The following is a 20,058-nucleotide window of genomic DNA, read 5'->3' as shown; positions in this document are numbered from 1 at the left end:
CATCGCCAGGAAAGAGGATTTACGTGCCTGACGTTAATTTCTTTGATGAGCTGAGGATCGGTCTCGCCACCGCGGATGACATCCGCGGCTGGTCCCACGGCGAGGTGAAGAAGCCTGAGACCATCAACTACCGCACCCTCAAGCCGGAGAAGGACGGACTCTTCTGCGAGAAGATCTTCGGTCCCACCCGTGACTGGGAGTGCGCCTGCGGAAAGTACAAGCGCGTCCGCTTCAAGGGCATCATCTGCGAACGCTGCGGCGTCGAGGTGACCCGTGCCAAGGTGCGCCGTGAGCGCATGGGCCACATCGAGCTTGCCGCTCCCGTGACCCACATCTGGTACTTCAAGGGCGTCCCCTCGCGCTTGGGCTACCTGCTCGATCTCGCGCCGAAGGACCTCGAGAAGGTCATCTACTTCGCCGCGTACATGATCACCTCTGTTGACGAGGAGTCCCGTCACCGGGATCTGCCGAGCCTGCAGAACAAGATCGACGTCGAGAAGCAGCAGATCGGCGACCGCCGCGACGCTGACATCGACCGTCGTGCCAAGAAGCTCGAAGAGGATCTCGCAGCGCTCGAGGCCGAGGGCGGCTCCGCCCAGGCGAAGAAGAAGCTGCGCGATGTCGCCGACAAGGAGATGGACAAGCTGCGCAAGAACGCCGATCGCGAGATCGACCGTCTTGAGCAGGTGTGGGACAGGTTCAAGAACCTCAAGGTCAACGACCTCGAGGGCGATGAGAGCCTCTACCGCGAGATGTTCGCCCGCTTCGGCCTCTACTTCACCGGTGCCATGGGCGCCGAGGCGATCCAGAAGCGCCTCCTCGACTTCGACCTCGAGGCCGAAGCCGAGAAGCTGCGCGAGCTGATCAACACCGGCAAGGGACAGCGCAAGACCCGCGCGCTCAAGCGCCTCAAGGTCGTCAACGCGTTCCTCACCACGGACAACAACCCCGAGGGCATGGTCCTCGACGTCGTCCCGGTGATCCCGCCCGAGCTGCGCCCGATGGTCCAGCTCGACGGCGGCCGCTTCGCGACCTCGGATCTCAACGACCTCTACCGTCGTGTGATCAACCGCAACAACCGCCTCAAGCGGCTCCTCGACCTCGGCGCCCCCGAGATCATCGTCAACAACGAGAAGCGGATGCTCCAGGAGGCCGTCGACTCGCTGTTCGACAACGGCCGTCGCGGACGTCCTGTGACCGGACCGGGCAACCGTCCGCTCAAGTCGCTCTCCGACATGCTCAAGGGCAAGCAGGGCCGGTTCCGTCAGAACCTGCTCGGCAAGCGCGTCGACTACTCGGGCCGTTCGGTCATCGTCGTCGGTCCGCAGCTCAGCCTCCACCAGGCCGGTCTGCCCAAGACCATGGCCCTGGAGCTGTTCAAGCCGTTCGTGATGAAGCGCCTGGTCGATCTCAACCATGCGCAGAACATCAAGTCGGCCAAGCGGATGGTCGAGCGCCAGCACCCGCAGGTGTGGGACGTCCTCGAAGAGGTCATCACCGAGCACCCGGTGCTGCTCAACCGCGCACCGACCCTGCACCGCCTCGGCATCCAGGCGTTCGAACCGCAGCTTATCGAGGGTAAGGCCATCCAGCTCCACCCCCTCGTGTGCTCGGCCTTCAACGCCGACTTCGACGGTGACCAGATGGCTGTCCACCTGCCGCTGAGCCCCGAGGCGCAGGCTGAGGCCCGCATCCTCATGCTCTCGGCGAACAACATCCTCAAGCCCTCCGACGGCAAGCCCGTGACCATGCCCTCGCAGGACATGATCATCGGCCTCTACCACCTCACCTCGGAGCGCAAGGGACTCGCCGGCGAGGGCCGGTCGTTCTCCAGCCTCGGCGAGGCCATCATGGCCTTCGATCACGGCGAGCTCGACCTCGGTTCGGTCGTGACCATCCGCCTCGAGAACGTCGTTCCGGGTGCGGACCTCGAGGTTCCCGAGGGCTGGGAGCCGGGTATGCCGCTCGACGTCACCACGACGCTGGGCCGTGCCCTGTTCAACGAGTACCTGCCCGCCGACTACACGTTCGTCAACTCGACGATCGACAAGAAGGCGCTGAGCCGGATCGTCAACCACCTCGCCGAGGAGTACCCGAAGGTCGAGGTCGCGCACACGCTCGACAACTTCAAGTCCGGCGGCTTCCACTGGGCGACTCGTTCGGGTATCACCGTGGCGATGTCGGACATTGTCTCGCCCGAGGCGAAGACGGAGATCCTCGACAACGCCGAGGCGCTCGACACGAAGGTCCAGCAGCAGTACGAACTCGGTGCGCTCACCGACGACGAGCGCCGCAACGAGCTCGTCAAGCTGTGGACCGAGACCACCGAGAAGGTCGACCAGGTGATGCGGACGAACTTCCCGGAGGAGAACTCCGTGCTCCGCCTTGTCGACTCGGGTGCGTCCGGCAACTGGATGCAGGTCCGTCAGCTCGCCGGTATGCGCGGTCTGGTGACGAACCCGAAGGGTGAGATCATCCCGCGTCCGATCACGTCGAACTACCGTGAGGGACTCTCGGTGCTCGAGTACTTCATCGCCTCCCACGGCGCCCGCAAGGGCCTCGCGGACACGGCGCTGCGTACCGCTGACTCCGGTTACCTCACGCGTCGACTCGTCGACGTCTCGCAGGACGTCATCATCCGCACCGCGGAGACCGATTCGACCAAGGGCATCACCCTGCCCGTGGCCGAGCGCGACCACGACGGCAACCTCGTTCCGCACGAGTTCGTCGAGACCAGCGTCTACGGCCGTCTCACGGTCTCCGACGTCACCGACGCCGACGGCAACGTCATCGTCCCGGCGAAGACGGACGTCACCGCTGAGGTCGTCGACACCCTCGTGGCCGCCGGCATCGAAGAGCTCAAGGTCTACTCCGTGCTCACCGCGGATTCGGACACGCAGATCTCGGCGATGCACTACGGTCGTTCGATGGCCACCGGCAAGCTCGTCGACATCGGCGAGGCGATCGGCACGGTCGCTGCCCAGTCGATCGGCGAGCCCGGCACGCAGCTGACGATGCGCACCTTCCACACCGGTGGTGTGGCGGCGTCCTCGGGTGACATCACCCAGGGTCTGCCCCGTGTCACCGAGCTCTTCGAGGCCCGCACCCCGAAGGGCTTCGCCCCCATCGCCGAGGCGACCGGTCGGGCGAAGATCGACGACAGCCGCAAGACCCGCTTCGTCGTCATCACCCCCGATGACGGCAGCGAGGAGATCGAGCACGCAGTCTCCAAGCGCGCCCGCCTCCTCGTCGAGGACGGTCAGCACGTCAAGGCGGGCGAGCAGCTCGTCGTCGGTGCTGTCGATCCGAAGCAGGTGCTGCGCATCCGCGGTCGCCGTGAGGCCGAGCGCTTCCTCGTCGAGCAGGTGCAGAAGGTGTACCGCTCGCAGGGCGTGGGCATCCACGACAAGCACATCGAGGTCATCGTACGGCAGATGCTGCGTCGCGTGACCGTCATCGAGTCGGGCGACACCAACCTGCTGCCCGGCGAGCTCGTCGACCGCGGCCGCTACCAGGCGGAGAACCGTCGCGTCGTCGCCGAAGGCGGACAGCCGGCTTCGGCCCGTGACGAGCTCATGGGCATCACGAAGGCCTCGCTGGCCACCGAGTCGTGGCTCTCGGCTGCGTCCTTCCAGGAGACCACGCGCGTCCTCACCGAGGCCGCGATGGAAGGCAAGTCGGACACGCTCATGGGGCTCAAGGAGAACGTCATCCTCGGTAAGCTCATCCCGGCCGGCACCGGCCTCCAGACGCACCGCAACATCGTTGTGGAGCCGACGGAGGAGGCGAAGGCCGAGATGTTCACCAACAGCTACGGTGACTTCTACGCGGGCATCGGCGCCGACTCCGGCTCCGCGATCCCGCTCGAGGACTACGACTACGGCGCCTTCAGCTGAGTCTGAGTTCCAGACCGCCTGAGGTCTGAACGGCAGAGGGGCACCCACCGACACGGTGGGTGCCCCTCGTGCATTCAGCGCTTGGGCCGCCGCTCGCGCGGTTGCGACGCCTTCCGCGCGGATCGCGACTACCCGAAGAGAACCTGCGCCTCTTCCCAGCGGTCGAGCGGCACCGTCTTGAGGCTGTCGACGGCCGAGGCCATCTCGACGGCGACGATGTCGGTGCCCTTGAGGCTCGCCATCTTCCCCCATTGCTCGTCGTGGGCGAGGTCGGCTGCGGCCATGCCGAGCCGGGTCGAGAGCACCCGGTCATACGCGGTGGGGGAGCCGCCGCGCTGCAGGTGTCCGAGGATCGTCGCGCGGGTCTCGATGCCCGTGGTCTCCTCGATGAGGGGTGCGAGGTAGTTCGCGATGCCGCCGAGGCGGGCCCGGCCCCGGCTGTCGAGACCGCGGTCGGCGATCTGCTCGTCGAGGCCCTCGGGCACGAAGCCTTCGGCGACGACGACTATCGGGGCGCGACCGCGGTCCCTCGCCGAGGTCACCCACTGCCCGATCTGGTCCATCGAGACGGGGAACTCGGGCATGAGGATCGCGTGCGCGCCGCCGGCCATACCCGAGTGCAGCGCGATCCAGCCGACGTTGCGGCCCATCACCTCGATGACCATGCACCGGTGGTGCGACTCAGCGGTCGTGCGCAGCCGGTCGATCGCCTCGGTGGCAATCGACTGGGCGGTGTCGAAGCCGAACGTGTAGTCGGTGTTGTCGAGGTCGTTGTCGATCGTCTTCGGCACCCCGACGATGTTGAGCCCCTCCTCCTCGACGAGGCGCGAGGCACCCGAAAGCGTCCCCTCGCCGCCGATCGCGACGATCGCATCGATGTCGTGGGCGGCCATCACCTCGCGCATCCGCGCCGGACCGCCGTCCTCGTAGGGGTGAGTGCGGGAGGTGCCGAGGATCGTGCCGCCGCGTCCGGACAGGCCGCGGACATCGAGCATCGACATCTCGAACACGTCGTCCTCGAGGAGTCCCCGCCAGCCGTCCCTGATCCCGACGAACGAGGAGCCGTGGGAGCGGATGCCCTTGCGGACGATGCCGCGGATGACGGCGTTGAGTCCGGGGCTGTCGCCGCCGGAGGTGAGGATCCCGATTCTCATGTCAGCTGTCCCTGGTCCTTTCCTCGGTAGCCCTTCGCCAGGTGGATGTCGTGGCCGGCCATGAGCGACATGCCCTTGAGCACGAGCGTTCCGTTCGATCCGTCGCCGCGGGCGGACTGCCGGACCTCGTTGCCGGCCATGATGTTGATCGTCTCGTCCTTGATCCGCACGCCCGGCGGGACGTAGATGTCGTTGCCGCCCCACATCGCGAAGGAGTGGAGCTCGACGGTGACACCGGGGCCCATCACCTCGCAGAGGTCGATGTTGTCCCCGCCCATGAGCGCGTACGTCGTCACCTCGGCGGTGCCGGCGGGCACGTCGATCTCGCGCCCGGACATGATCGCCACGGAGTTCACCGGCGCCGAGGTGCCGGGTGCGGCGAGCGGCGACAGCGGTGCGGGTCGGTTGCCGGGGACGATCTGCGATCCGGGGGTCGTTCCGCCCGTCTGCGCCTCGAGCGATCGGTGGAGGTCGTTGCCCTCGGGAAGGTCGACGATGAGCGGCATGAGTTCGTCGAGGTACTTCGCCGCGATCGCCTCGTCCTGCCGCTCAGCGGTCTCCTCGGGGTCGAGGCGACCGTTCGAGACGGCGTCGGTGATGACGGCGAGCACGGCGTCGCGGTCCTTGTCAGAGGCGCGGATCCGCGGACGGGAGGGGAGCTCTGGCTGTTCGTCGGACATGGTCACCAGTGTAGCGGGGACCACACCCGCCGACCGGGGACAGCACACGGGCGGTGCCCCTGGTTGGGGCACCGCCCGTGCGGTGCGGAACCGTGCCCTCGCCGAGGCGGTGGCGCGGGGTCCGTGCCACCGCCTCGGCGAGGGGGTCGGCTCAGCGCTTCAGGTCGTAGCGGTCGGCTTCGACGACCTTCGTCCAGGCACGGACGAAGTCGGTGACGAACTTCTCCTGCGCATCGTCGGAGGCGTAGACCTCGGCGATCGCACGCAGCTCGGAGTTCGCACCGAAGAGCAGGTCGACGCGGCTGCCCGACCACAGCTTCTCACCATCGGGGGAGTAGTTCTCGTAGAGGTTCGTCGTCGCCGAATCGCCGACGGCCTTCCACGTGTTGCCGAGCTCGAGGAGGTTGACGAAGAAGTCGTTCGTCAGCTGCTCCTTGCGGTCGGTGAAGACGCCGAGCTCGGAGTCCTCGTAGTTCGCCCCGAGGACGCGCAGGCCGCCGATGAGGACGGTGAGCTCGGACGGGGTGAGCCCGAGCAGGCTCGCCTGGTCGAGCAGGAGGAACTCCGCGGCCAGGGGCAGATCCGGGGTGAGGTAGTTGCGGAAGCCGTCGTGGGTGGGCTCAAGGTAGGAGAACGACTCGATGTCGGTCTGTTCCTGCGAGGCGTCCCCGCGACCGGTCGAGACCGGGACGGTGATGTCGTGGCCGGCCGCGGCGGCGGCGGTCTCGACGCCCACGGCACCGGCGATCGCGACGACGTCGGCGAAGGAGGCGCCGGTCTGGTCGGCGATGCCCTCGAGGACGCCGATCACCTCGGCGAGCTTCGCGGGCTCGTTCGCCGTCCAGTCACGCTGCGGTTCGAGGCGCAGGCGCCCGCCGTTGACGCCGCCGCGCATGTCGGAGACGCGGTGCGAGGAGGCGGCGGCCCACGTCGTCGAGACGAGCTGGGACACGCTCAGACCCGAGTTGCGGATCGAGGCCTTGACGAGCTCGAGCTCACCGTCGTTGAGAGGGGTGCCGACGGGAACCGGGTCCTGCCAGATGAGCTCCTCGGTGGGAACCTCGGGTCCGAGGTACCGGGTGGCCGGGCCCATGTCACGGTGGGTGAGCTTGAACCAGGCCCGGGCGAACGCGTCCTCGAAGGCGGCCTGGTCGTCCTTGAAGCGGCGCGAGATCTTCTCGTAGGCGGGGTCGAAGCGCAGGGAGAGGTCGGTGGTGAGCATGCGCGGCTCCCGGCGTCCCTCACCCTGGGCCATCGGGACCATGTCGTCGCCGCCGCCGTCGATCGGACGCCACTGGATGTGGCCGCCCTCGTTCTCGAACTTCTCCCACTCGTAGGCGAAGAGGATGTGGAAGAACTCGTTGTCCCAGCGGGTCGGATGGTAGGTCCACGTGACCTCGATGCCGCTGCCGATCGAGTCATTGCCGTGCCCGGTGCCGAAGTCGGACTTCCAGCCCAGACCCTGCTGTTCGAGCGGGGCGCCCTCGGGGTCGGCGCCCTTGTGGCTCTCGGGGCCGGCGCCGTGGGTCTTGCCGAAGGTGTGACCGCCGGCGATGAGGGCGACGGTCTCCTCGTCGTTCATCGCCATCCGACCGAAGGTGTCGCGGATGTCGGCAGCGGCCTTGAGCGGATCGGGCTCGCCCTCAGGGCCTTCCGGGTTGACGTAGATGAGACCCATCGTCGTCGCCGCCAGCGGCTTCTGCAGCTCGCGGTTGCCCGCGTAGCGCTTGTCGGTGCCCAGCCATTCGGTCTCCGAGCCCCAGTAGACGTCGTTGTCCGGCTCCCAGACGTCCTTGCGTCCGCCGGCGAAGCCGAAGGTCTTGAAGCCCATCTGCTCGAGGGCGACGTTGCCCGCGAGGATGAAGAGGTCGGCCCAGGAGATCTTCTTGCCGTACTTCTTCTTCAGCGGCCACAGCAGACGCCGGGCCTTGTCGAGTCCGACGTTGTCGGGCCACGAGTTGAGCGGGGCGAAGCGCTGCTGGCCCTCACCGCCGCCGCCGCGACCGTCCTGGACGCGGTAGGTGCCCGCCGAGTGCCAGGCCATGCGGATCATGAACGGGCCGTAGTTGCCGAAGTCGGCGGGCCACCAGTCCTCGCTCGTGCGCTGCATCTCCGCGAGGTCGGCCTTGAGAGCGAAGTAGTCGAGGCTGTTGAACTCGGCCGCGTAGTCGAAGTCCTCATCCATCGGGTCGCGGGCCGGCTGGTTCTTCGCGAGGATCTTGAGGTTGAGGCGGTTGGGCCACCAGTGGGAGTTGGCGTCGCCCTGCATCGGAGAGGTCAGGGACCCGGGCTCGGTGGTCGCGGTTGCCGTCGAGTCGCCGTGGACGACCGGGCAGCCGCCCGTGGTGGAGGTTTCGGACATGGGGGTTCCTTTCGGGTTCGAGCCGCAGCGCGGCTCAGCTGTGGTCCTCGGCAGCGGTTGCCCGCAGGCGTCTGCGCCGGTTCACGCGACAGAGGTGCGTTGCTCAGTCTCCCCGGTCGCTCGGTCCCTCACTGCCGCTGCGGCAGTCGGGGCAGAGTCCCCAGAACGTCACCTCGGCCTGGTCGACTGCGAATCCGTGATCGTGCGACGGACTCAGACAGGGCGCCCGGCCGACCGTGCAGTCGACATCGACGATGAGACCGCACGACCGGCAGACGAGGTGATGGTGGTTGTCGCCGATGCGCCGCTCGTACCTGGCCACGGACCCGGACGGCTGGATGCTCCGGACGAGGCCGACCGCGGTGAGCGTGTGCAGCGAATCGTAGACGGCCTGATGGGAGACGTCCGGCAGGCTCTCCCTGACGGACCGGATGACGGTCTCGGTGTCGGCATGGGGGTGGGTGTCCACCGCCGCCAGCACCGCGACCCTCTGCTTCGTCACGCGCAGGGAACTGCTCCGCAGGGTCGCGGAATAGTCCTCGGCGTGCACGCGTTCTTCCTCTGACACACCTTCACCCTGCCCCGTTTTCTTGAATGAGTCAAGGAAGCGGGTCCTCAGCCGTGCCTCCTCGCCGAGGTGGCTGCCGGGCCGGAGGGCCGTGTGACCCCGGTCTCGCCGGGGCGGAGGCCCTCGCGCTCCCGTTCCGGCAGGGTGCCGGTGGTTTTGACCAGAGGCTCGCGCACGCGATATTCTGGGATGCGACTGATTGTGTTATCTGCGTCGTCGGACGATCATGCCAGGTGTTCTGTGAGGCCTGGGACCAGTGTGAGTGCGACCGGCGCAGGCCGCCGAAACCGCGGGCCTCTGCGCGTGTGTGTCCTTGCGACACTCCCGACCGCAGGGTGCGTGACATCGCGCGGATACTGGCATCGGGAGTCAAGCTTCACCCGGTGTTCAGTCGGATATGTCCCACGGTTCACAGACGCGCATGCGCGACCGATGTGGGAATTAGGTTCATCGAGAAGCAATGGAGAACGCTTAGTGCCGACAATCCAGCAGCTCGTCCGCAAAGGACGGCATAACAAGTCCGCAGGGTCCGACGCCCCTGCCCTCAAGGGCAGCCCCCAGCGTCGCGGCGTGTGCACCCGTGTGTACACCACGACCCCCAAGAAGCCGAACTCGGCTCTTCGCAAGGTCGCTCGTGTCAAGCTCTCGAGCCAGATCGAAGTGACCGCGTACATCCCCGGCGAGGGACACAACCTGCAGGAGCACTCGATCGTGCTCGTCCGCGGCGGCCGTGTCAAGGACCTCCCGGGTGTGCGCTACCGGATCGTGCGCGGTTCCCTCGACACCCAGGGTGTCAAGGGCCGTCAGCAGGCCCGCAGCAAGTACGGAGCGAAGAGGGAGAAGAAGTAATGCCGCGCAAAGGTCCCGCACCCAAGCGACCGATCGTCATCGACCCGGTCTTCAACTCGCCGCTCGTCACGCAGCTGATCAACAAGATCCTGCTCGACGGCAAGCGGTCGACGGCCGAGCGCATCGTCTACGGTGCCCTCGAGGGAACTCGTGAGAAGAACGGCAACGACCCCGTCGCCAACCTCAAGAAGGCCCTCGACAACATCCGTCCGTCCCTCGAGGTCCGCTCCCGCCGTGTCGGCGGTGCGACCTACCAGGTTCCGGTCGATGTCCGTCCTGCTCGTTCGACCACCCTCGCGCTGCGCTGGCTCGTCGGCTACGCCCGCCAGCGTCGCGAGAAGACGATGACCGAGCGCCTCATGAATGAGATCCTCGACGCCGGCAACGGCCTCGGTGCCGCAGTCAAGCGCCGTGAGGACACCCACAAGATGGCCGAGTCCAACAAGGCCTTCGCCCACTACCGCTGGTAATCGTCGCCCCCGCCCCCGGTCGGTCCGCTCCGGACCGACCGGGGGCCGGGGGAGTCGATCAAGTCATCGATTGAGAGAGAGACACCGTGGCACTTGACGTGCTCACCGACCTGAACAAGGTCCGCAACATCGGCATCATGGCCCACATCGATGCCGGTAAGACCACCACGACCGAACGCATCCTGTTCTACACCGGTGTGAACTACAAGATCGGCGAGACCCACGACGGTGCCTCGACGATGGACTGGATGGAGCAGGAGCAGGAGCGCGGCATCACGATCACGTCGGCCGCGACGACCTGCTACTGGCACGACTACCAGATCAACATCATCGACACCCCCGGGCACGTCGACTTCACCGTCGAGGTGGAGCGCTCGCTCCGCGTCCTCGACGGCGCCGTCGCCGTGTTCGACGGCAAGGAAGGCGTTGAGCCGCAGTCCGAGACCGTGTGGCGTCAGGCCGACAAGTACAACGTTCCGCGCGTGTGCTTCGTCAATAAGATGGACAAGCTCGGTGCGGACTTCTACTTCACCGTGCAGACCATCAAGGACCGCCTCGGTGCGAAGCCGCTCGTCATCCAGCTGCCGATCGGCGCCGAGTCCGAGTTCGAGGGCATCGTCGACCTCCTTGAGATGAAGGCCTACATCTGGCCTGACGAGTCCAAGAAGGGTCAGGACATGACCGAGATCGAGATCCCCGCGGATCTCAAGGACAAGGCCGAGGAATACCGCGCCCAGCTCGTCGAGGACGTCGCCGAGAGCTCTGAGGAGCTCATGGAGAAGTACCTCGAGGGCGAAGAGGTCTCCATCGAGGAGATCAAGGCCGGCATCCGCTCTCTCGTCATCAACTCCGAGGCCTTCCCGGTCATGTGCGGTTCCGCGTACAAGAACAAGGGCGTCCAGCCCATGCTCAACGCGGTCCTCGACTACCTCCCCTCGCCGCTCGACGTGCCTCCGATGATCGGACACAACCCGAGCAACGAGGAAGAGGAGATCGTCCGCAAGCCCGACGTCAAGGAGCCGTTCTCGGCGCTCGCGTTCAAGGTCGCCACGCACCCGTTCTTCGGTGCGCTGACCTACGTCCGCGTGTACTCGGGACAGGTGAAGTCGGGTGAGCAGGTCCTCAACGCCACGAGCGGGAAGAAGGAGCGCGTCGGAAAGCTCTTCCAGATGCACTCCAACAAGGAGAACCCGGTCGAAGAGGCGATCGCGGGTCACATCTACGCGTTCATCGGCCTCAAGGACACCACCACCGGTGACACCCTGTGCGACCCGGCACACCCGATCGCGCTCGAGTCGATGACCTTCCCCGAGCCCGTCATCTCCGTGGCCATCGAGCCCAAGACGAAGGGCGACCAGGAGAAGCTCTCGGCTGCCATCCAGAAGTTCGTCAAGGAAGACCCGACCTACCAGGTCGAGCTCGACGCGGAGACCGGTCAGACCGTCATCCGCGGCATGGGCGAACTCCACCTCGACATCCTCGTCGACCGCATGCGTCGCGAGTTCAAGGTCGAGGCGAACGTCGGCAAGCCGCAGGTCGCGTACCGCGAGACGATCCGTCGGGCCGTGGAGAAGTACGACTACACCCACAAGAAGCAGACGGGTGGATCGGGACAGTTCGCGAAGGTCCAGGTCACCTTCGAGCCTCTCGAGGTCGACGGCGACACGATCTACGAGTTCGAGAATGCCATCACGGGCGGCCGCGTGCCGCGCGAGTACATTCCGAGCGTCGACGCTGGCATCCAGGACGCCATGCAGCTCGGTGTCCTCGCCGGCTACCCGCTGGTCGGCATCAAGGCCACCCTGGTCGATGGTGCCTACCACGACGTCGACTCCTCGGAGATGGCGTTCAAGATCGCCGGTTCGATGGTCCTCAAGGAGGCCGTCCGGAAGGCGAACCCGGTTCTGCTCGAGCCGGTCATGGAAGTCGAGGTGCGCACCCCTGAGGAATACATGGGTGACGTCATCGGCGACCTCAACTCTCGGCGTGGCCAGATCCAGTCGATGGACGACGCTTCCGGCGTGAAGGTCGTCCGCGCGATGGTCCCGCTCTCGGAGATGTTCGGCTACATCGGCGACCTGCGGTCGAAGACCCAGGGCCGTGCGGTGTACTCGATGCAGTTCTCCAGCTACGCGGAGGTCCCGAAGGCTGTTGCCGACGAGATCATCCAGAAGGTGCGCGGCGGAGAGTGATCTCCTAAGGCTCATCGCCAAGGTGATGTAGAACAACATCACCGGAATGAAAGATAACCAACAAAGGTCTAAGATATGAACCGCATATCTTTTGCCAACCACGAGGAGGAACCCAGTGGCAAAGGCTAGTTTCGATAGGACTAAGCCGCACGTCAACATCGGCACCATCGGCCACGTTGACCACGGAAAGACCACCTTGACCGCTGCGATCACCAAGGTCCTGGCGGACAAGTACCCCGATCTCAACGAGGCACGTGCCTTCGACCAGGTGGACAACGCACCTGAGGAGAAGGAGCGCGGCATCACCATCAACGTCTCGCACGTTGAGTACCAGACCGAGAAGCGTCACTACGCTCACGTCGATGCCCCGGGTCACGCCGACTACATCAAGAACATGATCACCGGTGCTGCTCAGATGGACGGCGCGATCCTCGTCGTCGCCGCCACCGACGGTCCGATGCCGCAGACCCGTGAGCACGTCCTGCTCGCGCGTCAGGTGGGTGTGCCCTACATCGTCGTGGCTCTCAACAAGTCCGACATGGTCGAAGACGAAGAGCTCCTCGAGCTCGTCGAGTTCGAGGTCCGCGACCTCCTCTCCAGCCAGGAGTTCGACGGGGACAACGCTCCCGTCGTCCAGGTCTCCGCTCTCAAGGCCCTCGAGGGCGACGAGAAGTGGGTCAAGACCGTCGAAGAGCTCATGGACCAGGTCGACGACTTCGTTCCCGAGCCGGAGCGCGACGTCGACAAGCCGTTCCTCATGCCCGTCGAGGACGTCTTCACGATCACCGGTCGTGGAACCGTCGTCACCGGTCGTGTCGAGCGCGGCGTCCTCCTCCCCAACGAGGAGATCGAGATCGTCGGCATCAAGCCGAAGTCCTCGAAGACCACGGTCACGGCCATCGAGATGTTCCGCAAGACCCTGCCGGACGCCCGTGCAGGTGAGAACGTCGGTCTGCTTCTCCGCGGCACCAAGCGCGAAGACGTCGAGCGCGGTCAGGTCATCGTCAAGCCGGGTTCGATCACCCCGCACACCAAGTTCGAGGCCCAGGTCTACATCCTGAGCAAGGACGAGGGCGGCCGTCACAACCCGTTCTACTCGAACTACCGTCCGCAGTTCTACTTCCGGACCACGGACGTCACCGGCGTCATCACGCTGCCCGAGGGCACCGAGATGGTCATGCCCGGCGACAACACCGACATGTCGGTCGAGCTCATCCAGCCGATCGCCATGGAGGAGGGCCTCCGCTTCGCCATCCGCGAAGGTGGACGCACCGTCGGCGCCGGTCGAGTCACCAAGATCATCGAGTGATCTGACTCGTCTGAGTGAACTCAGCCTTCGGACCCCGGTCTGAAGCAGTTCAGGGGCCGCAATCCCGTACAGGGATTGCGGCCCCTGTCGCGTCTATGCTGGAGACGTCGGACTTCGATCCCGTGAGGAGACCCATGACGACAGATGCAGCGAGGCCGCAGGAGCGCGGCAGGCCCCAGCCTTCGGTCCCGCCCTCGCCGAGGTGGTCCGACGACGCCGTCATCTACCAGATCTACCCCCGGTCGTTCGCCGACGGAGACGGCGACGGAGTAGGGGATCTGCGGGGCACCCTCGATCGCCTCTCGCACATCGTCGACCTCGGGGTCGACGCGATCTGGCTCTCGCCCTTCTACCCCTCACCGCAGAACGACGCCGGCTACGACGTCGCCGACTACGTCGACGTCGACCCGCTCTTCGGCAGCCTCGACGACTTCGACGAGCTCGTCGCCCGCGCCCACGACGCAGGCATCCGCGTCATCGTCGACCTCGTGCCCAACCACACCTCGTCGACGCATCCGTGGTTCCAAGCGGCCCTGACCGCCGAGGCGGGGGACCCCGCCCGCGATCTCTACGTCATCCGCCCCGGCCGAGAGGGTGGGGACGCCCCGCCGAACAACTGGACCTCGGTCTTCGGCGGTCCCGCCTGGACCCGCCTGCCCGGCAGCGACGACTGGTACCTCCACATCTTCGACCCCACCCAACCCGACCTCGACTGGTCGAACCCGGCCGTGCACGAGGAGTTCGCCGATATCCTGCGCTTCTGGCTCGACCGCGGCGTCGACGGCTTCCGCGTCGACGTCGCCCACGGACTCGTCAAGGCCGAGGGGCTGCCCGACCATGTCCCCGCGCTCGAAGCCTCGGGCGAGCCGGTGCCCTCGTCCTCACCGACGGCCGCCTCGCCGTTCTTCGACCAGGACGGGGTGCACGAGATCTACCGTGAGTGGAGGAGGATCCTCGACGCGTACCCGGGGGAGAGGATCCTCGTCGCCGAGGCGTGGGTCGAACCCCTCGAGCGTCTCTTCCGCTACGTCCGCGCCGATGAGATGGATCAGGCCTTCAACTTCACGTTCCTCATGGCCGGCTGGGATGCTCCCGGTCTCGCCCGTGCGATCGAGGGCACCTTCGCCGCGGCCGCTGAGGTCGGCGCGGCACCGACCTGGGTGCTCTCGAACCACGACACCGTCCGCCACCCCAGCCGCTTCGGGGTCGCCGAACCTCCGCCCCACCAGCGGGGCATCGGACCCGACGACCCGCAGCCGGATCTCACGCTGGGACGTCGTCGCGCCTCGGCGATGGCGCTCATCGAACTGGGACTGCCGGGATCGGCCTACATCTACCAGGGTGACGAACTCGGGCTGCCCGAGCACACGCAGCTGCCCGCCTCGGCGCGGCGCGACCCGGTCTATGCGCGCAGCCGCGGAGCCGAACTCGGCCGTGACGGGGCCCGCACCCCGTACCCGTGGTCCGCCTCGGCGCCGCATCTGGGTTTCGGCACGCCGGCGGGGGAGGAGACGTGGCTTCCCCAGCCCAAGGGCCACTCCGTCCTCGCCCATGACATCCAGAACGACGACCCCGAGTCCCAGCTCCACCTCTACCGGGGACTGCTCCGGACCCGCCGGGAGCTCGGGATGGGTCGGGGAGCGTTCGCGTGGCACCCCCTCCACGATCCGCGGCGGGGACTCCTCGCCTTCACCGTGACGACGGAGACCGCCGCGGTGCTCGTGGCCGCGAACCTCTCGGAGGTGCCGATCGCCCTGCCCGAGGCGGTCGGGCGGCCGACCCTGGCCGCAAGCGGACCTGCCGCATGGGACGAGGGGACGCTGTCGGGCGAGAGCGCAGTGTGGGTGCCACTGGCATGAGTGCCGACTTGAGGTAATGTGTGATCCAGGTGGCAGTGCCACCGGCAACGTCGCAGACTGGCAGGTAGGCAATGAGGCATACGGCAAGGAAGCTCCGGCCCTGGCGAACGGGCCTGGCCGCGTTCGCCCTGCTCGGACTCGTCGGGATCACCGGCTGTGCGAGCGGAACATCGACACCGACGCTGACGTGGTACATCAACCCCGACAACGGGGGTCAGGCGAAGATCGCCGAACAGTGCACCGCGGAGGCGGACGGGAAGTACCGGATCTCGACGAGCCTGCTGCCCAACGACGCACCCAGCCAGCGAGAGCAGCTCATCCGCCGCCTCGCCTCGCAGGACTCCTCGATCGACATCATGAGCCTCGACCCGGTCTACGTCGCCGAGATGGCCAACGCCGACTACCTCACCCCGGTTCCCGAGAAGTACGTGAACGAGTTCACCGAAGGCGTCATCCCGTCCTCCGTCGAGTCCTCGACTCGCCAGGACGAACTCGTCGCGACCCCGTTCTGGGCGAACACGCAGCTGCTGTGGTATCGGAAGTCCGTCGCCGAGGCGGCGGGCCTCGACATGTCCCAGCCGGTCACCTGGGACCAGATCATCGACGCCGCCGCGGAGCAGGACAAGCGCGTCGGCGTCCAGGGCATTCGGGCCGAGTCCCTGACCGTGTGGATCAATGCGATGATCGAATCCGCCGGCGGATCGATCGTGACGAACCCCGACTCCGACGGCGCCGACGAAGTCAAGCTCGGCATCGACTCCGAGGCGGGCAGGAGCGCCGCGGAGATCATGTCCAAGATCGGCTCCACCGGTGTCGGCGGACCTCAGCTGTCCAACCTCGACGAGAATGCCTCGATGCTCGAGTTCCAGTCCGACGACGGCGGGTTCATGGTCAACTGGCCCTTCATCTACCCGGCGACGAAGGCCGCCGTCGACGAGGGAAGCCTCGACCAGGCGGTGCTCGACGACATCGGCTGGACGATCTACCCCCGGGTCGACGAATCCCAGGAGGCGCGACCGCCGTTGGGTGGGATCAACCTCGGCGTCGGCGCGTTCTCCGAGAACCCCGACCTCGCCTACGAGGCCGTCGCGTGCATCAGGCAGCCGGAGAAGCAGGCGGAGTACTTCCTCACCGACGGCAATGCTCCCTCGAACCTCGCCGCCTTCGACGACCCTGAGGTCCAGAAGGAGTTCCCCGTCGCCGACACCGTCGCCGAGTCGTTGAAGATCTCGGCAGCCCGCCCGCTCACCCCGTACTACAACGAGGTGACAGGCGGCATCCAGAAGTCCTGGCATCCGCCGGGCAGCGTTGACCCCGAGTCGACGCCGGCACGATCTCAGGAGTTCATCCTCGAGATCCTCCGAGGGGAGAGGCTGCTGTGAAGGCACGTGTGTCGAACCGGCAGCGAGGGGAGACGCGGCTGGGCTGGATGCTCTCGGCCCCCGCGGTCATCATCCTCCTCGCCGTCACCGGTTATCCCATCCTCCAGGCCGTCTACTTCTCGTTCTTCAACTACCGGATGACGGACCCTGACAACCGCTTCGTCAACTGGGGGCAGAACTACATCGTCATCCTCACCGATCCGCTGTGGTGGCAGACGGTCGGGGTGACTCTGCTGCTCACCGTGGTCACGGTCGCCGTCGAACTCGTCCTCGGGTTCGCACTCGCCCTCGTCATGCTCAATGCACTCAAAGCAGTGCGCCCGTGGGTGCGCACCGCGATCCTCATTCCCTACGGCATCATCACCGTCGTCGCCGCCTTCTCGTGGAAGTACGCCTTCGACCTCGGCACAGGCTTCGTCGGGACGTGGCTCTCGATGCCCGAGTTCGACTGGTTCGGCGACTTCTGGTCGGCGTTCCTCGTCATCTGTGCGGCCGAGATCTGGAAGACGACGCCGTTCATCTCGCTCCTCCTGCTCTCTGGCCTCGCGCAGATCCCCGGCGACATGCTCGAGGCGGCGACCGTCGACGGCGCCTCGTGGTGGCAGCGGATGTCGAAGGTGATCATCCCGAACATGAAGGCCGCGATCATGGTCGCCCTCCTCTTCCGCACCCTCGACGCCTTCCGCGTCTTCGACTCGGTCTTCGTCATGACCGCCGGCGCCCAGAACACGGCGACGGTCTCCTTCCTCACGTACAACCAGTCGATCGGTCAGCTCCAGCTGGGAATGGGTTCGGCGCTCTCGGTCCTCCTCTTCCTCAGCGTCGCCCTCATCTGCTTCATCTTCATCAAGGTCTTCAAGGTCGACTTGGCCCAGGCGAGGGGAGAGTGACGATGTCGGGTCGCAAGCACACAGTCTGGTGGATCGTCATCAGCCTCATCGTCGCCGTCTACGCACTGTTCCCGGTGCTGTGGATCGTCTCCCTGTCGCTCAAGTCGCCCGGGGACATCGCGAACAAGCGGTTCTGGCCCACGGCGATCGACTGGTCGAACTACGAGCTCATCTTCACGGGTGCGGCCAAGGACCTCTTCCTCCCGGCGCTCGTGAATTCGATCGGCATCTGCCTCATCGCCACCGTCATCGCTGTGGTGCTCGCCACCCTGACGGCCTACGCGGTTGCCCGGCTCGACTTCCCCGGCAAGAAGTTCATCCTCACCATGGCGCTCGCGGTCTCGATCTTCCCCGTCATCTCGCTGGTCACCCCGCTGTTCCGGATCTGGTCGGCGATCGGGCTCTACGACACGTGGGCGGGCCTGATCATCCCCTACCTCTCGCTCACCCTTCCGATCTCGATCTGGACGCTTGCGGCGTTCTTCCGGCAGATCCCGTGGGAGCTCGAGCAGGCGGCACAGGTCGACGGGGCGACGAGCTTCCAGGCGTTCCGCAAGGTCATCGTGCCCTTGGCCGCGCCCGGCGTGTTCACCACCGCGATCATCGCCTTCTTCATCGCCTGGAACGACTTCGTCTACGGCATCTCCCTGACCTCCACCTCGGCGGCGCGCCCGGTGCCGGCGGCACTCTCGTTCTTCACCGGAGCCAGCCAGTTCGAAGAGCCGGCGGGGGCGATCTCCGCGGCCGCCATCATCGTCACCATTCCGATCATCATCATCGTTCTCCTCTTCCAGCGCCAGATCGTCTCCGGCCTGACCTCGGGAGCGGTGAAGGGATGATCAGCCCAGAAGCCACAGCCACCGGTCGCGGGAGCGCAGAGCAGCACTCTGCGGACCCGCGGATCGTGACCGCACAGATACGGAGCACACGACCATGTCAGTGATCGAACTGCGCAACATCGTCAAGCGCTACGGCGACGGATTCCCGGCGATCAACGACGTCAGCCTCGACATCGCCGAGGGCGAGTTCGTCATCCTCGTCGGCCCCTCCGGTTCGGGCAAGTCGACGCTTCTGCGGATGATCGTCGGCCTCGAGGACATCACCGAGGGGGACCTCCGCATCGACTCCGAACGGGTCAACGACTCCGCACCCCGGGAGCGGGACCTGGCGATGGTGTTCCAGAACTACGCCCTCTATCCGCACCTCACCGTGGCCGAGAACATCGCGTTCCCGCTCATCCTCGCCAAGGGCCAGTACAGCAGGCAGGAGATCGACGAGCGGGTGTCGCGGGCGGCGAAGCTTCTCGAGCTGGGCGACCACCTCGACCGCAAGCCTGCGAACCTCTCCGGCGGTCAGCGTCAGCGCGTGGCGATGGGGCGGGCGATCGTCCGCGATGCGAAGGCCTTCCTCTTCGACGAGCCGCTGTCGAACCTCGATGCGAAGCTGCGGATCCAGATGCGCACGGAGATCGCGCGGATGCAGCGCAACCTCGCGGTGACGACCGTCTACGTCACCCACGACCAGACCGAGGCGATGACGCTCGGGGACAAGGTCGCCGTGCTCAAGAAGGGCGTCCTCCAGCAGTACGCCAGTCCGCAGGAGCTCTACGACGAGCCGGTCAACCTCTTCGTCGCCGGCTTCATCGGCTCCCCGCCGATGAACTTCCTGCCGGTGGAGAACGTCGACGGTGAGCTGCGCTCGCCCTTCGGCGTCTTCACCCTGCCCGAGGGCGAGCGGGAGAAGCTGCGCGACGCACCCCAGTACCTCGTCGCCGGCATCCGACCCGAGGACTTCCACGATGCGGCGACGATCGACGAGGAGCGCCGCGGACGTGGCGCCCTGCTCAGCGCCGAGGTCGACGTCACCGAATGGCTGGGCAACGAGGTCTACGCCTACCTGCCCTTCGAGGCGGCGCCCGCCGTGCGCGAGGCCCTCGAAGAGCTCGACCGGGACCTCGACGGCGAAGGCGCGCGCACTCAGGTCGTCGCCGTCCTCGATCCGGCGACGAATGTCCAGGAGGGTGACACCGTCGACCTCTGGTTCGACCCGGCCAAGGTCATGGTCTTCGACCCCGAGACGGGGGAGAACCTCACCCGCGACCCGGAGAACGCGAAGCGTCTGGCAGCCGAATCGGAGGCCGCCCGGAAGCGCGCGCTCGACCGTGCCAAGGCCCAGCAGAACGGGAACGGGCAGGCGCAGCGCAACGGCGGGGTCCGGGCCGACGGCGAGGTCCAGCAGAACGGTCAGACTCAGTCCGCCACCGAGGCATAGCCCCACTCAGTTCACCACCGCCGTCGAAGCATGAGAACGACTCCGGTTGCGTGAGGGCAGACCGCCTCGGCGGGGCGGCTTGTACGGGTGGAGGACGACCGCTTCGAGCAGGTGCAGCGCCGAACCAACCCGTGTGTGGTCGATAAACCGAGGCGAATCGGCGATTTCGGCGTATT

Annotated in this window: 14 protein-coding genes; 10 read left to right on the top strand and 4 right to left on the bottom strand. The window is 66.4% G+C overall.

The features are described from left to right. The first annotated feature begins 23 nt into the window (after window positions 1–23). Window positions 24–3,896 carry a DNA-directed RNA polymerase subunit beta' gene (locus EZE58_RS02245; RefSeq protein ID WP_009379162.1) on the top strand — a complete coding sequence of 1,291 codons (3,873 nt, stop codon included), beginning with the start codon at window positions 24–26 and terminating at the stop codon, window positions 3,894–3,896. Between the two features lie 128 nt (window positions 3,897–4,024). Here the strand turns inward: EZE58_RS02245 and EZE58_RS02240 are convergent, their stop codons facing one another. From EZE58_RS02240 to EZE58_RS02225, 4 genes are all read right to left on the bottom strand, one after another. Then, window positions 4,025–5,050: a 6-phosphofructokinase gene (locus EZE58_RS02240; protein ID WP_009379164.1), complete on the bottom strand. Its 1,026-nt coding sequence runs from the start codon at window positions 5,048–5,050 to the stop codon at window positions 4,025–4,027. Then, on the bottom strand, window positions 5,047–5,730 hold the full coding sequence (locus EZE58_RS02235; RefSeq protein ID WP_009379165.1) for a DUF1707 domain-containing protein: 684 nt from the start codon (window positions 5,728–5,730) through the stop codon (window positions 5,047–5,049). The genes EZE58_RS02240 and EZE58_RS02235 overlap by 4 nt, the downstream gene beginning before the upstream one ends. 151 nt (window positions 5,731–5,881) lie before the next feature. Beyond that, the gene (gene katG, locus EZE58_RS02230) at window positions 5,882–8,092 is read right to left on the bottom strand and encodes a catalase/peroxidase HPI (protein WP_009379166.1); all 2,211 of its coding nucleotides are present in this window, start codon (window positions 8,090–8,092) and stop codon (window positions 5,882–5,884) included. A 103-nt stretch (window positions 8,093–8,195) separates the two neighbouring features. Next, entirely contained in the window at window positions 8,196–8,660 is a 465-nt protein-coding gene (locus EZE58_RS02225; RefSeq protein ID WP_100227484.1) for a Fur family transcriptional regulator, read from the bottom strand. Window positions 8,661–9,134: 474 nt separating this feature from the next. Between EZE58_RS02225 and rpsL the strand changes: the two genes are divergently transcribed. The 9 genes from rpsL to EZE58_RS02180 all read left to right on the top strand — a co-directional run bounded on the left by rpsL (window position 9,135) and on the right by EZE58_RS02180 (window position 19,882). Continuing rightward, on the top strand, window positions 9,135–9,509 hold the full coding sequence (rpsL, locus tag EZE58_RS02220; RefSeq protein WP_009379175.1) for a 30S ribosomal protein S12: 375 nt from the start codon (window positions 9,135–9,137) through the stop codon (window positions 9,507–9,509). Continuing rightward, window positions 9,509–9,979 (top strand): 30S ribosomal protein S7, encoded by a 471-nt coding sequence (rpsG, locus tag EZE58_RS02215; protein WP_009379177.1) that lies wholly within the window; start codon window positions 9,509–9,511, stop codon window positions 9,977–9,979. The genes rpsL and rpsG overlap by 1 nt, the downstream gene beginning before the upstream one ends. A gap of 86 nt (window positions 9,980–10,065) precedes the next feature. Further along, window positions 10,066–12,171: an elongation factor G gene (gene fusA / locus EZE58_RS02210; RefSeq protein ID WP_009379179.1), complete on the top strand. Its 2,106-nt coding sequence runs from the start codon at window positions 10,066–10,068 to the stop codon at window positions 12,169–12,171. 115 nt (window positions 12,172–12,286) lie between these two features. Further along, window positions 12,287–13,480 carry an elongation factor Tu gene (gene tuf, locus EZE58_RS02205; protein WP_009379181.1) on the top strand — a complete coding sequence of 398 codons (1,194 nt, stop codon included), beginning with the start codon at window positions 12,287–12,289 and terminating at the stop codon, window positions 13,478–13,480. 134 nt (window positions 13,481–13,614) lie between these two features. After that, window positions 13,615–15,339 carry an alpha-amylase family glycosyl hydrolase gene (locus EZE58_RS02200; RefSeq protein ID WP_009379183.1) on the top strand — a complete coding sequence of 575 codons (1,725 nt, stop codon included), beginning with the start codon at window positions 13,615–13,617 and terminating at the stop codon, window positions 15,337–15,339. Between the two features lie 71 nt (window positions 15,340–15,410). Further along, window positions 15,411–16,721 (top strand): extracellular solute-binding protein, encoded by a 1,311-nt coding sequence (locus EZE58_RS02195; protein WP_009379185.1) that lies wholly within the window; start codon window positions 15,411–15,413, stop codon window positions 16,719–16,721. Window positions 16,722–16,768: 47 nt separating this feature from the next. Then, window positions 16,769–17,611: a sugar ABC transporter permease gene (locus EZE58_RS02190; RefSeq protein WP_009379187.1), complete on the top strand. Its 843-nt coding sequence runs from the start codon at window positions 16,769–16,771 to the stop codon at window positions 17,609–17,611. A 2-nt stretch (window positions 17,612–17,613) separates the two neighbouring features. Further along, entirely contained in the window at window positions 17,614–18,450 is an 837-nt protein-coding gene (locus tag EZE58_RS02185; RefSeq protein ID WP_009379189.1) for a carbohydrate ABC transporter permease, read from the top strand. Between the two features lie 94 nt (window positions 18,451–18,544). Beyond that, window positions 18,545–19,882: an ABC transporter ATP-binding protein gene (locus EZE58_RS02180; protein ID WP_009379190.1), complete on the top strand. Its 1,338-nt coding sequence runs from the start codon at window positions 18,545–18,547 to the stop codon at window positions 19,880–19,882. The last annotated feature ends 176 nt before the right edge of the window (window positions 19,883–20,058 follow it).

The sequence above is a fragment of the Brevibacterium sp. LS14 genome, from assembly GCF_012027885.1.
GTDB classification, from domain to species: domain Bacteria; phylum Actinomycetota; class Actinomycetes; order Actinomycetales; family Brevibacteriaceae; genus Brevibacterium; species Brevibacterium casei.
This window is presented reverse-complemented; position numbering and strand designations above follow the sequence as displayed.

Excerpts from the sequence above, each read along its gene's own strand:
- EZE58_RS02200 (WP_009379183.1), top strand. The coding sequence starts at position 13,615 with ATGACGACAGATGCAGCGAGGCCGCAGGAGCGCGGCAGGCCCCAGCCT.
- EZE58_RS02190 (WP_009379187.1), top strand. The coding sequence starts at position 16,769 with ATGCTCTCGGCCCCCGCGGTCATCATCCTCCTCGCCGTCACCGGTTAT.
- katG (WP_009379166.1), bottom strand. The coding sequence starts at position 8,092 with ATGTCCGAAACCTCCACCACGGGCGGCTGCCCGGTCGTCCACGGCGAC.
- EZE58_RS02180 (WP_009379190.1), top strand. The coding sequence starts at position 18,545 with ATGTCAGTGATCGAACTGCGCAACATCGTCAAGCGCTACGGCGACGGA.
- rpsG (WP_009379177.1), top strand. The coding sequence starts at position 9,509 with ATGCCGCGCAAAGGTCCCGCACCCAAGCGACCGATCGTCATCGACCCG.
- EZE58_RS02235 (WP_009379165.1), bottom strand. The coding sequence starts at position 5,730 with ATGTCCGACGAACAGCCAGAGCTCCCCTCCCGTCCGCGGATCCGCGCC.
- EZE58_RS02240 (WP_009379164.1), bottom strand. The coding sequence starts at position 5,050 with ATGAGAATCGGGATCCTCACCTCCGGCGGCGACAGCCCCGGACTCAAC.
- EZE58_RS02185 (WP_009379189.1), top strand. The coding sequence starts at position 17,614 with ATGTCGGGTCGCAAGCACACAGTCTGGTGGATCGTCATCAGCCTCATC.
- EZE58_RS02195 (WP_009379185.1), top strand. The coding sequence starts at position 15,411 with ATGAGGCATACGGCAAGGAAGCTCCGGCCCTGGCGAACGGGCCTGGCC.